Below are 15728 nucleotides of genomic sequence, written 5' to 3' on the forward strand. Positions count from 1 at the left end.
CTGAGGATGCGGCCTGTGCCAGACGCGCGTTGCGCGTTCCGGATAATGCGTTACCCGAACGCACGCGCGGGACGCGTACCGGATACGGGCTGCTCAGGGCACTGGCACCTCTCGCCTGGTGGCGCCGAGTTGCCGCACGTCTGCGACCGATTGGCACGCCAGAGGGCCGGCGGTTGGTGTTTGCGGCCTACGCTCGCCCTTCGTGGCGGGACCAGCCCCACTTCGATGAGGCTCTCGATTTTTTCCTGCGCCACTTTACGCTGCCCGACTCGGCGAAGGGGCTTATAGAAGTCGGCTGGATAAACGAGACGACCGTACGCAACGCATGGCGACTGGGACTGCGCTCGGCGGACGCGCTAACCTCATTTGCGGATGCATCGCGAGGTTTCCCGGCCGAAAAGCTAGCGGTCCTCATCGAGCTCGAAGTGATCCGGACCGTGGAAGAACTCACCTGGCTCGAGCAATGGCGCAGTGAGCGGGAGCACATTTCGGCCACGCCGGGTGTACATCGGCAGGCGAAGCGCTCGATTGCGCGCCTGCTCGAGCTCGGTGCCCCACGCAGAAGCATTCTTCGGTTACTCGATTTCTGGAATTCGTGTGCGCCGGAAGATCTGAACCAATCGTTGAGCGCGCTCGCTGCGCGCGGCTACGGCGACGGCGCACAGATATTCAAAGCGCTCGAACAAACACTTTGGCTTGCACCTAGCGCTCGTAACTGGGACTTCGTCATCGACGTCGTAGGTGCACGTGAGGTTCACCACATCGCTCTGTTTGACGAGTTTCTCCGATGCGATACGCTGCCCGATGCCGCGGTCATACGTGCAGTCCAGGTGCCTGGCAGCAAATTCGAGGATCTCGCGCAGACGCAATCCTTTCTGCTAACCCTATGCGACCGCCGCGCCCAGCCGGCGCGCGTCATTGCACTACTACTGGCGGAGCCGCATGCGTTGCGCATTGAGCAACTGGCGCACTGTCGCAGCTATGCGGTGCACCGCTCTGAGGATGAGCTCCAGCAGTTCCTTGCGACGCTTGCGCAACACGGCTTCGGCACCACTGTGGGCGTGCTCGCATTTGAGGAAGTCTACAAATCGTGGCTACAAACTTCGAAAGTCGGTCGACTTCTGGCGCTCTACCGGCGCCTGCGCGATGCCCCACCTGATCCGCAAGCCGCCGCCAAATGGGTGATCGCGGTTGGTGAAAAATACCTCGATTCTCTCGAGTACCTCACGGAGGCGTTCCAGGTAACTGATCGCGGAGCGTTTCAGCAGATCCGGCCCTTCGCACGCATCGCGAAGAACGTGCTGGCATGGGCCATCGAAGGGCGCGGGCATGCAACTGTTGAAGCACTTCGTACCTGGCGCCGAAGCGCACGTGGCATCGAGCAGGTAGATAACTATGAATGGCGAGAGCCCGTAACGCAGATCCTGCTCGAGGACGCTGCCGCACGCGGCGATTTCATCCACGTGAACCGCAACTGGAGGGCGTTCTGGAAAGCGCGTCGGAACGAAAGCGAGGCCATCGTGGGAAGACCGGCCGTCGGAGCCGACAAGATGGCATTCGAGGTCTACTGGGCGCGGGTCGCGGAGCTCGAACCGCTTCTTGAAGAACGAGCGCTGCCGCACTTGCGGCATCAACTGGAGGCAACAGGCGGATTTGTGGCGGCCAGCCTCATTCGCGCCGCGTGGCATGATGCGCGCGCGTATGAACAGGGGCTTGCGACGTTTACTAGCGAAGTGAAGGCTCTATTAGATGGGCGCGGACCGAACACAGCGGATATTTCCGAGCTGCAGGCCGATGCGATCTCGGCCGTCTACGGCATCGACTTCGAGCCTCAAGACACGTATTGGAGCAAGGTGGTGGCGCTTGAGACACATCTTGCCGGGCTGACATTGCGGCCGTACACAATGCACTTCGCTCGCCAACGCATCGAGATAAAGGGGAAGCGCCAGATTGACAGTCAAGGCGTTGTCGCCTTGCGCGAGGCGTTCGATTATGGGCGGCGTTTCCGCCAGATGATCGGCATAGACGTCGGACTCGCGTCAGAAGGTCTGTCGCCCAGGCAGATGCGTGAGAATCAACGTGCAGCGAGTCCCCAGACGCTGCACCGCCATCTGGGGGTACTGCTAGGTGTGTTGCCCGAGTCGATGACTGAAGCCCTCAGTATTGAAATCGAGGCATTTGGCCTGGAGACGCACGATCCCGAACGGCGCCACGAGGCCGCCACGCACATCTCGAACTTCTTCGAAGTCGAGCTGGGAGACACCCTTCCCCAAGGTGTTGGGGCACTCAAGGCGCAGCTCGGCGAATTCGGCGCAGCCACGCTTGCCCGGCGCCTTGTCGACGCAACCTCGCAAGAGCCCGATTCAGACGGCCTTGTGGTAGCGTTCGAACGAACGGCAAATCGCGTGCGTGAACTGTACGGCCGGTGGATTCATCGCCAGTTGGATGTATTTACGGGTGGGGCTGTCGCTGCGGGCGGCGATATGTATCGCGCAGTCGTCTCGAAGTACGGCGCAGCCTACTACTCGAAGGTTGCGACCAAGCTTTGCAGCGATGACAATGAGCGCATGTGGCAGGAGCGCCGGCAGTCGCATCTGCTTGTCTTTGATCTAGCCAGAAAACGCCTTGCGGCGATGGCCATGCTTTACGTCGAGCGTGTCGCGGCGATCGACCCAGTGCGCCCCACACTCGTCATGCGCGCCATCAATACGCTCGTAGGCGAAGATTCCGGCCACGATCCAGACTCGGTCGTCCGCGCGTTTTTTTCGGTGGGCGAGCAAATCGCGAAAGACAACCGTTTCGCCGCGTTTGCCATACCGACCAATACCGGTCAGCACCTGCTTTCAAACCGCAATGAAATCGTCGCAGTCATTGCGCGGCGATGCAACGAGGAGAAAGCGGACCATTCGGCACCCGATGGCGACTCGCCACAGCAGCTCCACCAAGCGCGGGTGGTGAGACTGCCTTCCGATGCGCCTTTCTATGGTTATGAACATGGCCGCGCGCCAGTCCACATACTCTACGTGCTTTGGTCGCCCTCGTGCGAGACCGCCGTACACTCAGCCGGAGAGGTATCCCGCAGGCCCGACGCAACGGACACGCGCACTCTTTAACGTAACTTTAACGTAACGCAAACTCATGAATCCAGTTGAAGCCAAAGAGGTGATCGATCTGCTCGCACGCGGCATTGCGCCGACAACGGGCGAAATCCTGCCCGAGGACGGGCCGCTGTCCGACGTCCGCGTCGTGCGCGCATTGCTGCTCGCGAGCAACGCGCTTGCCTCTCCGGATGGAACCCGGTGTGCAGGCTCGCACCCGACCTGCCGCAGGCCGGTAAATCATGGTCCGACGCCGAGGACGAGCGGCTAACCAAGGCATACGATTCCGGCACGCCGATCAATGAGCTTGCCCGCCTCCACGAACGCACTCGCGGAGCAGTCCGCTCGCGCTTGAAGAAACTCGGAAAACTTCAAGACGAATCGTGAAGAGTTTCCGCAGCGCCCGCTGTGACTGTCCCGCCGCCTGTGAGTCTTGAAAGATTGCCCAGCACGAAAGGTTACGGCAGATTTGCCGGCTTGCCTGATTCAGCGTGGGTGGCGAATGGACAAGGAGGATCGATAAACGGCTTCACGTTCGTTTGATGATCGGCGAAATCAGTCAACGTACTTTCGAACTGGATATCTGTTCGGCAGCCGATTTAGCAACCGGCCGAATGATCTCAGGGAAAGACTTGTCCGGGAGTACTGAACAGCATCCCAAAGCAACGCTGACCGCTGAAAATATGTCTCCGACGCCCTTGTCCTCGCGGTTGACCGCCAGCAATTGCACGCGAAAAACAAACACATCTTCGATTTCGCCCAGAGGCTCTAACTTTAGCCGTCGACGCAATCTTTTGTCATGCGATACTTTGAGAACAACCGATGTCGGTACGATGAGAATACAGTAACGTGCGCTGCATCCAATAACGAGAGAGACCCGAGGTGTCCGATGAGCCTGGCAAGTGTTCGCTCCAGCCGCGGCGATAGCTATGAGATTTTGATCGCAGCCCAATGGGCAGTACGGATGCTGTCCGGCATGGATATTGAAAGCGTCGGCATTGACTCGACCGAGCTGGACGTCTCCGGCGAGTTCGTCACAGTTGACGATGTTGTGGTCACATTCCGTGAAAGAACGAAGACTTACTGTCAGTGCAAGAAAAATCAAACAGACTTCGACTCTTGGAAAGTTTCGGACCTTGCTGACGACCTAAAAAAGGCGGCAAACCAACTGACGCGTGACCCCCGAGGGACGGTAGTTTTTTACTCGACCGTACCGTTCGGTCAGATTCAAAAGCTGCGGGAACATTCGATCGCGTTTTCGGACAGCGAGGCGTTTCAGAAAAGTCTCTCGACCAACAAGTCTTTGGCGACGGTTGCCAACACGCTCACCACTCTCTGGTCAGAATGGATCGACACTGGCAATCGCACTCTCTTCGACCTCCTTCGACGCATATCCTTCGAAGGGACTTCATCGCAGGCAGTTCTCGCGGACCAGATCCTACGTGACCTGAGGATGCACGTCACCGGGACCGAAAATGTTTACGACGCGTTAATCGCTCACTTGAATCGCCTTAAAAGTCGGACGACTTTCGACGCCGCCACAATTACGTCGAAGCCGGTTCTGACCAGAGACGCACTCTTACAACTTATCGTTAAGGCGGGAGCCGTGCATACGCCCCCTCGGGCAGAGGCCGATCTTCTAAACGAGTTCAAGCGCGTCTCTGCAGTGGGCAGAGCGTGGCGCAGGGATATCGGTTCTCAACGAATACCGCGTACATCGCTCCAAACGCTTCTGGAACACATCGGCAATGGCGTAAAACGAGTCTTGGTATCAGACAGCCCAGGGGCAGGAAAGACCTGCCTGCTGCTCAATCTCGTCGACGAGCTCGAGAAGCAAAGCTACCGATCTGTTATCTTCGTCCAAGGTCGAGAATTTGCCAATGCATTCAGCGACGGGGAGCGTTGCGCCTTGGGGCTGCCTGCCAGCGTTCTCGACTCGGTAGCCCGTATGGCTGAATACAGGCCTGTTGTGGTTGTCCTGGATTCGATCGATGTGCTGTCGCTAGCACGAGAACACTCATGTCTCAACTACTTCCTCACGCTCGTCGACCGGTTGCCGACAATCCCGAATGTCACTGTGATTGTCGCATGTCGAAACTTCGACCTGAAATATGATCGCCGCCTCGGACATCGTCAGTGGGATATGACGATATCCGTAGGACCGCTCGATTGGCGGACTGAGGTCGTTCCGCTTCTAGAAGAATGGAACGTCAATGCGGACGACCTCGGAGACCGACTTCCGGTCATCTTGACCAACCCGCGCATGCTCGCAATCTTTGGAGACCTAGTTAGTCGCGGACGGATTCCCGTCGTATCCACAGCGCAGGAACTTACCGAGCAGTATCTCGAGACTTGCGTCTCAGAAGTTCCGGCACTCGGAGAACCAGCCTTGATACTGCTGGAAGCGTTGGGGCAACAGATGTTGACGCGACGCCGATTGTCTATTGCGCCCGCCAGTGCCAACATTCCTCAACAGATGAAAGCGTCGTTACTAAGCAGTGAGATCATCGTTGAAAACTCCTCTCGATCTATTGAGTTTGGACATCAGACCTTGCTTGATGTGCTAGCGGTGCGCGCGGCAATCAGGTCGGGCAGCTCACTGATCGGATTTGTGCGGGCTCATGCGGCGACCCCCTTTCTGCGTCCCACAATCCGCAGCTTTCTGTTTTATTTGCGCTCGACAGACCCAGCGACTTTTCGATCACAGGTTCGAGCGATCATTGATGCTGAGGACATCGCTTTTCATCTGAAGCGACTCGTAGCAGAGTCGTTTGCTGAGGTCATACCGACGGACGACGACTGGCGCCTCATATCACATCTGGACTCCCGGCATCCCAAAATCTTTCAGTTCTTCTTTTTCGCAACTCGTGCAGTTGAATGGTTCGACTTCTTCAGGCAGCACTGGTGGTCAACCCTAGTCGCGAAGAAGAACGTCGAAGGAGTGTTCCTCTTCACCCGTCATCTTGACGCTTGGGTTTCCACCTCTTCGCGCGATGTTCTGCAAATCTTTCTTGAACTGTTGCAATTCAACTGGCTGACGCGTGATGAGGCTGCCGGCATCATTTCCGGCTCGATGCATCGTTGGAGCGACTGGACAGCGCCCCACCTAGAAAACGTCCTAAGTGCGTTGATCGAGTCGGCCTCGACCATCAGAATCCCGCTCGGCCATAGTCTTGCCACCTGGGTCGGTGCAACTGGCAAGGGTGATGAGCTCCTTTGGCGATTTATCACTGGAGACATTACCTCGGAAGACGTGCATTACCGCAGGATCGGTTCAAAACTCCGATGCGGACCAGATCGTCTTGGTCCTAATCGGACGTTTCTAGAGGAACGCATGAGGTCGTCAGAGGCCCTGCTCAACCTCGCTATTGAAAGTATCGACTGCTGGACCCGGCGGGAGCTCGAATTCAACGATAGATCGGGATTTCGGATCGGATTCCTTCACGAGACATCGTATTCGCAGTCACATGCCAGATATGACATGAGGCATATCGATGGCGGAACAGTGCTTCTCGGCGCAATCGAGTCCGCATGCCTGAGTCACGCAGCGACCGACACCCCTTGGTGGCGTGAGAATGTGAACATGCTCTTGCACAGCGTCGATGGTGGCCTGCGCTATATTGCAATCCGGGCAATCACAAAAGCACCGGAAACGAATATCGTAAGTATAGCGGGCGTTCTGCGCGATCAAACTATGCTTGAATACGGAGGCGACTATGAGATGGGTCGATTGCTCAATTCTTCATTTCATCTCTTGGGACCAGAAGTCACGGATAGTGTGCTTGACCAGATAATGACGCTTTTTGAGGGATATTATCAAGAAAGCGGAACCATACCCGATTGGATTCCGAGAAAACGACGAGACTTCCTGGACTGGATACCCTGCTGCCTTAGGTCACCCGCAGCCAGCATCTACCTAGATCAGTTACGCAACCAGTATGGCGATTCCGAGCGCGAACCGCGGATAGAGAGAAGTGGCGGTTGGGTGTCGCCACCTTTTGAATACAGACGCTTCGTCGAGCTCTCGCCACCCGACGTCGTTCGTCTCTTGCGCCAATACAGTCCGGGCCATTGTCGAGAAAACTTTCTGCCTGCAGGAGGACCGGACGCTGTCGCCGCGCAATTGTCAGAGGCTGCCTCTAGATATCCGGTACGCTTCCTGTCGTTGCTCACCGAACACTGGTCAAAGATTGACGATCGATTTGGCAGAAGCATCCTTACCGGCATCGCTCGGCATCTCGGTTACCGCTCTGGTAGCGTCGTGAGCACTGGCGAGTGGAAGGCGGAAGAGGAACCGCCCCTAACTCTTGTGGTGAAGCTTGCGCTGGACGAACTCGACCGCCATCCTGCTTCGTGGACTGGGACTCGGGCTGCCGCCGAGGTGCTTGAGGCATCTTCACATGTCATCGAAGACGACGTTGAACTCGGGAGATTCACGTTTCATTTGGTTGGTGTTTCCCTGTCCCCGGACCCGGAGTCAGAGGGAAATGAGCTGGCGATAACGGCATCAAACTCTACGAGAGGCGTTGCTGCCCAAGCTGCAACGATAGCTGCAGTGCGATGGGAAGCAAAAGGAAAGCTTATTCCCTCATTGCTCGATACAACTCTCCAGCGCCTCGCCGGCGACGCTAATGGCGGAGTTCGTTTTTCCATACTTCGCTATCTTCCGCGCTTGCAGCAGACCAACCCTGCTTTGGGCTGGCGCCTCTTCGCGAAGGCTACCGACGGTGCTGATGTGGCGACATGGTCTGAGGCCGAACCGTGCCTCTATTCTGCCTATCATCTGGATTTTGAGAGAGTATCCCCTTATCTCGTGCGCTTGTATCAGGCGCGAGCACTCGAGTCGTGGGCGCATATTGCATGTCTGGCGACCCTTTCCGGACACATTTCGACGACTGATATTAAGGCCTCCCTTGAGGGCGTCGAGGAGGAATCGGCATGGATCGGTACCTCTCGCGTATTTGCCACCAACGCCGGACTTAACGAGCATCAGGCAGCTTGTTTTGACATGCTTGAGTGGGTGTTGCTGCATGCCCCGCCTTCAATGAATGTAGCCAGCGAGGTCGACCATCGGTTGTTCGCAGCAGAATCGGGTATCCATCATGTTCCTGAACCACTGCTGCGAACTGTGTTTGCGTTCAGAAGTCGGATCGACCAGGTGCAACGGGCAGCACCCACGTCTTTCCTTCAATGGCTGGAAGCAAATGCAGTTGATGCGCCGGACCAGACACTATCGGCTATCGAGATAATGCTCAACGGGTCGCAATGGTCCGAGGAAGCAACGCTATTCTTTGCACCATCAATTTTCAGCGCTCTGTTTCAGGAAGCAGAGGAACGGGAAGACTCTGATGGAGGTGATTTCCTGCATCGCGTCGTCGCGGTTCAGGACGTCCTGCTTCAGTTCGCTGGGAATACGCTATATAACTGGCTCAAGGACGCTGAACGGGCATGAAAGGCGACGAAGTGGCCGCCTTGAGATCTCACCTCCACATAGGCGGGATGCGCAGAATGTATCTACAGATACTCTCGAGCGTAGCGTCGTATCCCGACATACAACGTCTGATTGACAGCACTTACCGCTTTTGCTGAGCCCAAAGCTTTCTTAAGTTGCTGCCATTCTTCAATCATCGCGTTTTTCGCTTCCGTTGACAGCACGCCATTCCCGGGCGGATCGTCTTGCTTACAAAGCCGTGTCACCGTGCCTGGCGCGATTTCTAGCTCGGTCGCGATCGCAAGCCTGGTCCGCCCTGCGTCCCGCAATCTTTTCACCTCTTCGGCAAGAAAACCGTACCTAGTCGGTTTCACATTTTGCGGAACTCCGTTTACGACCCCTTTGTAGGTGAAAGCCGCCCCGCAACTGCACTTTGCCAAATACCCTCTTACCGAACGCTGTCGCAAGGATACGGGATGAAACGCACCATGCATCGACTGGAAGTTGGGACAGAACGGCCACGCATTGGCGCAAGCCTCGGTAGGCAGACTGGAGAGAAACTCAGCGAGCAAAACCGTTCTATAGACACGTCCAATCGGTAGTGTTTTTCTCAGGGCCGTCGAGAGCCAGCTCTGATCGCTTCGCGGCATCGTTTCGAGATGTTGCAGGAAGGATTCTCCGAAATGCTGCATGAGCGAGTGCTTAAGGTCCCGCCCGCGAATCGATCCAAACCCGAGGGCGAAGCCGCCGGCGCGAGCGCTTTGCCTGAAGTGATTTACCAGATTCTCGGGGACGACGGAGACCCGAGAATGAAGCAACCACGCCGACATCTGGGCCACGCGTAAGCAAGCCTCGCTTTGCGAGGAAGTCAGGTCAAGCCTAACCTCCTTACCAAAGCCGACGACCGACTCCGGCGTTGGCCACGGTAGCTTCTTCCAAATAGCCTGGTGGTCAACTTCAACCAGCCATTGCGCATGTCTGGGACATATCAACACGCCAGGAAGTAGGTGCTCACGACGCCAGTAGGGCGGCCGTCCCTCGGCGAGGTCGGAAGCGCGACACGCATCACAGTAGCGAAGCGCACCAAGTAGGCCCGCCTTTTTTTGAGATCGATGCGAGCCACGCTCGCGCGTCTGTTTGATGCAGTCGATCGCTGATTCTGCGGGGAGCAGGGAAGCGTAATAGGGATAAAGCGTCATCCGTTCGGCTATCTCGTCGGCGTCCCACGGCCAGACGTGCTGGCACTCAATGGCCACATGCTCAAGGCTATACGCCAAACCGAGGGGCAACGACGGGAAATATCCGAAGATCGTTCGCAGCGTTCCTGTGAAAACTGACACGCGCATGTCGTGGAGGTAACGAGCGATCACCCCGAAGAGAGGCTCGTCCTCGTAAGGTAGGTCAAGATCGACCGCCATTTTCGCCTCCCTAGCTTTGGGCGAGCTGACGCAATTAGCCTTTCCCGTCCGCGCGTCATCTCACGACGCTGATACCCAATCGTCAAGCGTGCAGTCCGCTTCGGGTACTGATTCCAATGAGGTCCAGGCTGTGGAGGTTCGTCGGAGCGTAGTGGCTAAAAACGCAACGGTTGCTCATCAGAATCACATCACAGCCCCCGGTCAGCAGTTGAAACGCCGCCTAACTCCTCCGGCGCATATCGTCGCAGAGCTTTCCAGAGCCCCGGTTCGGCACGGGACGCGATGCCAATACTTCCCGCGCTCGCGATCGTCTGGCGCCATTTTTCGACCATCGCATGTACTGACGTGTGACGATTCGGCGTCACATCCGCAGAATAGACGCGAGCCATCCTGCGAGCCGTACTCTCGGCGATCCTCAAATCCCTTGCGATCTCCGCTATGGATTGCCCGAAAAAATAGCGTCGCTGTGCTTCCCGAATATAATCGGGACCATAAACTGTCGGGACGACACCCGCCGGAACGCCTTGCATGACCTCACTATAGGTGAACGAAAAGCCGCATCGGCACCGGGCATAGTGGCGGCCTTCATGCGCTTCCCGGATCTCTACTCGATGATTGGGTCCGTGCGGAGCGAACATGCTTGGGCAATATGGCCACGACGACTGCTCATGGCCTGTTCCCAATGCTGCTCCAAATATTCCGAGCAGAATATTAGGCAACGCACATGTCGCCGTCTGGTAACGCCTCAGTCTGCCGATGATCCAGTTCTGCGCGGTGGTCGGGAGAAGCCCCACGAAGCGCAGGTATTCCGGACCATAGAACGAAGCGAATGCGCTTGTCAGACTGCGCGCTGCAAGCTGGTCTCGACCATGTGCGAATCCACTGCTGTGAGCAGCCTTCCAGCAGAACCGGAGCATTGACTCGGGGTCGACGCTCCTGCGTGCCTCCAGTAGCCACTGCGCGGCCCGTGCGACCTGGTGAACGTTGAAACGCTGCTCCTCAGTAAGCGACAGGCCGAGAATTTCACCTGAGGAGAGTGCATCTTCGATCGTAGGCCACGGCGTCGACGAACACGATCCATATCGCAGCGCCCTCAGCCAGCAATTGTGTGTCGGGCACACGAGAACGCCCGGAACCTGATGGACCCGTCGCCAGTGCCGAGGACGCCCTCGCGACAGGTCCTCGTCAACGCAGGCGTCGCAGCAACGAACTATCTTGACCTGCTGGATAAGCTTAAGCATGAAGGTCGGCAAGGTACCTACACGGCGGGTTTCGATCTCCGCATACAGGCGGCCAAGCTCGGACGGCGTCGCGAAGGTCGCGTAGAAAGGAAAGAGCGTGGTGGATTCGATCAGTTCGCGCGAAGACATCCCCCAGACAGCACGCACCTGTTCCGCGACAAACCCGAGGTTATACGCCAGTGCTGGCGAAAACTGCGCCCGATAGCCGAACATTTGATGCAGAAACCGATTCCAGTTCCCCACGCGCATCTCACGCGCATAGCGTGCGACCGCGCCGAAGAGCGGCTCGTCATCCTCTCGGGGAAACAGGTCAGTCGCCATGCTTCATCCCGCTGAAGCTGGATGAATGTGCGCCCCTTCGCGCGCCGATACGGTCCGAGAAGTTTTGAGAGCCTGGCCTCCGTTCACCCGCTGCTTGGTCGTCGACTTTCCGGGCCGGCCGTCGCGGTCCGCACCTGCGCCCCTCACCCGCAGCGCGTCCCTCACCACGGCCTCGGATGCCAGCCCCGGTGAGTCGGCCATGACCTTCAATACCAGTTTTTCGGCGTCATTTTCCGGGATGCGCAGGTAGACGAGCGATGACATCGCCTCGGCGAACACTTCTGCATCGATTCCGTCGCATCCGTCATTGATGGCTCGCGTTCTGACACCGGCCAGCGCATGTTCGTGTGCCCGGTCTGCGCCCTCAGCGCACATGTCCGCATATTTCGCCATCAACTTGGGATTTCCGCTTTTGAGCGCAGCTATCATCCCACCGAGAGGGGAAAGCGCGTTGCGGGTTGCGCACTGCATCAGGTCCACGGTGAGTGCCTCTCTTTTCGAGACGATCCCTTCGTATTGCGTGACCCGAGCGGATTGCTTGGCAAGAGCGGGCATACCCGCACTCTCCGACAGCAATGTTGAGATCAAATCCACTTTGACCTTTCCGGAGGGAGGCCCCTTCTTCAGGAAGTCCAGCTCAAGGTGCTCTGTGGCAAACTTGTTCCATGTCTCTCCTGCTTCGAACGGCTTCAGCTCTTCGTAGCCGTACGATGTCGCACGTCGCATCAGACGCAATCGCGTCCTCAGTAGTGTCATTCCATCCGGGGTTCCGAGCAGAAGAACGGAACAGCACCGACTGTTTAGAAGGTTGATCAGCATATCTATCAGTTCCGTCTTTGCAGCTGCTTTTAACACATTCTGAAATTCGTCAATTATGAGCAATCCTGTATAATATCTTGTCAACACGATAATCACCTTTGCAATGTAGTCGCCTACATAGGATCTCGCTTTCATCTCATTCAGGTAACTCGTACCCAGATGCAGATCGATCGACAGCAGGATGCCCCTCAGAAATGTCATCACGCTGCCGTTGGCCGGCGCAGTCACGAACACCCAGACGAGCTGCCTGAACTGGCAGCCCACGCCGCGAAACGACTTGTGCTGGATGATGGGTGGAAACAAGCTGAGGATGATTTTCACCGCCGTCGTCTTACCAGTCCCCGAGAGTCCGACCAGCGCGCGACAGGCGGCATGATCTTCCACAAGATCGGCGATGACCCCCGGTTCCCCGGATTGAACCCTGCGATAGGCCGCATTGATGTCCGCATGGAGATTACGAGACGGGTCACTGCGCGCATACTGGGTCCTGAACGCGCTATGCATCCAGTTCAGCAGCATGCTATGCACCGGTAGAATGACAAGCAGCCGGTCGATCCTGCCGACCGCCATGATGCGGCGCTCGTCGGACCACGTGCGACACTCGGGTGGATGCGCAACCGAGAAGTGTCTCGACAGGGCCTTCATGATCTTTCCCTCGTCGGTAAATGGAGGGAGCGCCAGGATCAGCGGATTGTTGCGATACTCCTCGAGTTCATCGCCGGGATCGTGGTATTCCGCCTCGACGAACAGTTGCTGGCGGGCCAAAATCGGATCCTCCACAATCCGGAGCGGCACTGCATCTTCAGGGCGACGGCGGTCTGAGCCAGATCTTGAGCGGGCGTTCATTGACCTCGAAGGCTTTGCCGCCGCGTTGTTGGACGAACGGGAAGATGAACGAATTTGAGGATTCATGATGACGCTCCATTCAATGCTGATGTGGGGGGTGATCCGTGATCTTTGAGAGCCTGGCAGCTTCGAGTTCGTCACGAAGCGAGCCGCGATGTTTCGGCCGTGCTGAAGGCTGACTGTCTACGGGGGGCGGTGCAGTGTCGGCTGGCGCGCCAGCCGTCGTCTTCCGCGCAATGGATGCGTTGACAACCTGCTCCCGCTTGCGCGCGTCCCTCATATTGCTGTCAACGGGGTGCTTCAGACCCGCCTCCCTTAGCAGAGCCTTCTGCATTTTTTTCTCGGCGGCCGCATCAACACGCGCATTGTTCATCTGCATGATGCGGGTGGTCTCGCCTGCTGCGAGTTCAAGCCGGTTGTTTTCATGATTGCGGTCCCGGTAGACCTGCCACTCGACCCAGGACAGGTCCTCGACTGGCGCCACGCGGTTGGTGGGCGCCCATATTCCCCGCTGCTGGAATCCTTGTGCCGTGATCCAGATGCACTGAAGGGCGCCTGGCTGGATAAGGATCGGGACATGCCTGTCCTTCCTGTTAGTCGACTCAAGGTAGGCGCGCTCGGCCGCTGGCGAGGCGAAATAGGCACCATTCCAGCGAACGCCGCGGTCGGTCAGCAAGCCGGTTGCCTGGTGCCATGTTGCAAGCTGGATCTCTTCGACCGTGTAACTGGTCAGCAAGCCCGAGCGGTTCTCAATTCCCCAGTTCCACCGGTTAAGCGGCGTATCGGAGCGCCCCGCCCCGACCATCTCTGGGGGAGGCTGGTCGTCGGAGATGGGCGTACGGTGGTACACATGGATCGCCCGGAGTAGCTGCAGAATAAAACTTCTAAGCGTATGCACGGCGTCCCACGGATAGTGGCGGGCTCCCCGCGTGTGCCAGTCCCGCTCAACGACACCAAACATCTGACGCTGATAGATCACCGTCAGGCAGCCGAAGCGCCGCTCAACCACTGCACGCCACGTGGGTGTGTAGGGCCGGCTGTTCTCGACGCTCATCCCGTAAGCGGCGAGTCTGTTCCAAGGCTCAGTCGCCATGAACTCGGCGCCACGATCAAGATGAAATGCCGTGGGCATGTAGACGCAGGGCCAGTCAGCTGCCGAAATAAAGAAGCCATAACGCGCGCACAACTGGTCTTTGGGCGTGACGATGCTCTCTAACGCAAGCGCCGCAGCCTCATAGCTCGCCTTCTCGAATCCGACCCAGAATCCCACGATCATCCGACTAAACAGATCAACACACAGATAGACGGTCGGTCGTCCCACCACCACTTTCCGGTCCAGCATGGAGACGAGATAGACGTCGGCAACCGTCGCATCGAGCAGATAGACATCGCCCGGTCCCTGGATATGCTGCGCGGCATGCCCGCGTTTTGGCATCAGAGCTCCGCTACCCTGCTCAATGCGCAGGCTCTCCCGAGCCAAATAAGCGCCGGGCTCGGTCTGGCAAAAGTAGCTGAACTGCCGAACCGTAATGACGTTCTCGTCTTTCAGCTCCAGTTCGGTGAGGTGGCCCTCCCGGTCACGGACTTCGCGCTTGCGACGCGTCCGCAGGTTGAGTACATCGACGACGTTCCGATAGCTCGGCCTGGACCGCCTTCCGCGACGCGTCTTGCGACTGGTTTTTGCGATATGTGCCCGTCCCGCCTCAGCGACGCGCTTGACACTGCCTGCACCGAGCCTGCTGCCACCGGCTGTGGTCGCACCGGATGTGTCAGGGTCCTCGTCCGGATGATCTGCGTCCAGCACGACGGCTGCTTCGACGTCGGCTGGGCCGAGTTCAGCCAGCCACTCGGCTTCCTTGTTGGTAAGGTACAGATCGAGCCCCTGCCACAGAATCCGGGTCAGGGTTTCGGAGGGAAGCATCCGGACGATCAGCACACCGTTCTTCGGTGGTCGTCCCGGCATCGTGCTGTACTGTCGATACACCCGCTGCCTGGTACCGGTCGGGCGGAAGTTATCTCCGCCGCGTGGACGGCCAGACGCAGGATAGTGACTACTCACCGCCTCACGCGTCATACCGCGCTGGAAATAGCGTCGCAGTTTTTCCCTAATCGTATTCTCGCAGACACCCCATTTCGCACACGCTTCATCGATCAGTCCTTGCCGGCTCGTCCGGCTCAGAAGTTGCCGGTAACGCGGGCGCGCGTCGTCACCGGTTGGCCTGACCAGAGCGGATATCTGCTTCCAGTTGTCAGCCGACTGTCGCTTATGGCCCTCGAGCGGACGGACCGTCGCCTCCACCATACTGAACGGATCCTCGAGAACCTGGACGAAGCGTCCCTCTCCCCGATAGCGGGGATCCGTCACTCTTCTCAGGTCGGCCGTGTCGCGTTTGATAAAACGGAGGTGACCTTCGATCGGGCAAAGATACGTATAAGGCTGTCCATCGCCGGAATAGACGACGCGAAGGATCCGGTCGTCGTCTACATCACGCCATAGCGTGCGCACAGCAAAGGGAATATTGCACTTTACGCGGACAGGCATAAGCGGCCCCCT

At 57.8% G+C, this 15728-nt stretch carries 7 protein-coding genes; 3 read left to right on the top strand and 4 right to left on the bottom strand.

Going from position 1 to position 15728, the window contains the following annotated elements; genetic code table 11:
* Positions 1–176: 176 nt before the first annotated feature.
* From BUS06_RS23185 to BUS06_RS23195, 3 genes are all read left to right on the top strand, one after another.
* Positions 177–3113 carry a hypothetical protein gene (locus BUS06_RS23185; RefSeq protein ID WP_438803565.1) on the top strand — a complete coding sequence of 979 codons (2937 nt, stop codon included), beginning with the start codon at positions 177–179 and terminating at the stop codon, positions 3111–3113.
* 25 nt (positions 3114–3138) lie between these two features.
* Positions 3139–3369: a hypothetical protein gene (locus BUS06_RS23190; protein ID WP_074266767.1), complete on the top strand. Its 231-nt coding sequence runs from the start codon at positions 3139–3141 to the stop codon at positions 3367–3369.
* A gap of 618 nt (positions 3370–3987) precedes the next feature.
* Positions 3988–8550: an NACHT domain-containing protein gene (locus tag BUS06_RS23195; RefSeq protein ID WP_074266768.1), complete on the top strand. Its 4563-nt coding sequence runs from the start codon at positions 3988–3990 to the stop codon at positions 8548–8550.
* A gap of 62 nt (positions 8551–8612) precedes the next feature.
* Here BUS06_RS23195 and BUS06_RS23200 read toward each other — a convergent pair whose 3' ends face one another.
* The 4 genes from BUS06_RS23200 to BUS06_RS23215 all read right to left on the bottom strand — a co-directional run bounded on the left by BUS06_RS23200 (position 8613) and on the right by BUS06_RS23215 (position 15716).
* The gene (locus tag BUS06_RS23200) at positions 8613–9947 is read right to left on the bottom strand and encodes a TnsD family Tn7-like transposition protein (protein ID WP_074266769.1); all 1335 of its coding nucleotides are present in this window, start codon (positions 9945–9947) and stop codon (positions 8613–8615) included.
* A 188-nt stretch (positions 9948–10135) separates the two neighbouring features.
* Complete coding sequence (locus BUS06_RS23205; protein ID WP_074266770.1) at positions 10136–11509, bottom strand: TnsD family Tn7-like transposition protein; 1374 nt, start codon at positions 11507–11509, stop codon at positions 10136–10138.
* 3 nt (positions 11510–11512) lie between these two features.
* Positions 11513–13240 (bottom strand): AAA family ATPase, encoded by a 1728-nt coding sequence (locus BUS06_RS23210; protein ID WP_083611564.1) that lies wholly within the window; start codon positions 13238–13240, stop codon positions 11513–11515.
* Between the two features lie 13 nt (positions 13241–13253).
* Positions 13254–15716, bottom strand: coding sequence for an integrase catalytic domain-containing protein (locus tag BUS06_RS23215; RefSeq protein WP_083611565.1), 2463 nt, complete (start codon positions 15714–15716; stop codon positions 13254–13256).
* Positions 15717–15728 lie beyond the last annotated feature (12 nt).

The sequence above is a fragment of the Paraburkholderia phenazinium genome (genome assembly GCF_900141745.1).
GTDB lineage: Bacteria > Pseudomonadota > Gammaproteobacteria > Burkholderiales > Burkholderiaceae > Paraburkholderia > Paraburkholderia phenazinium_B.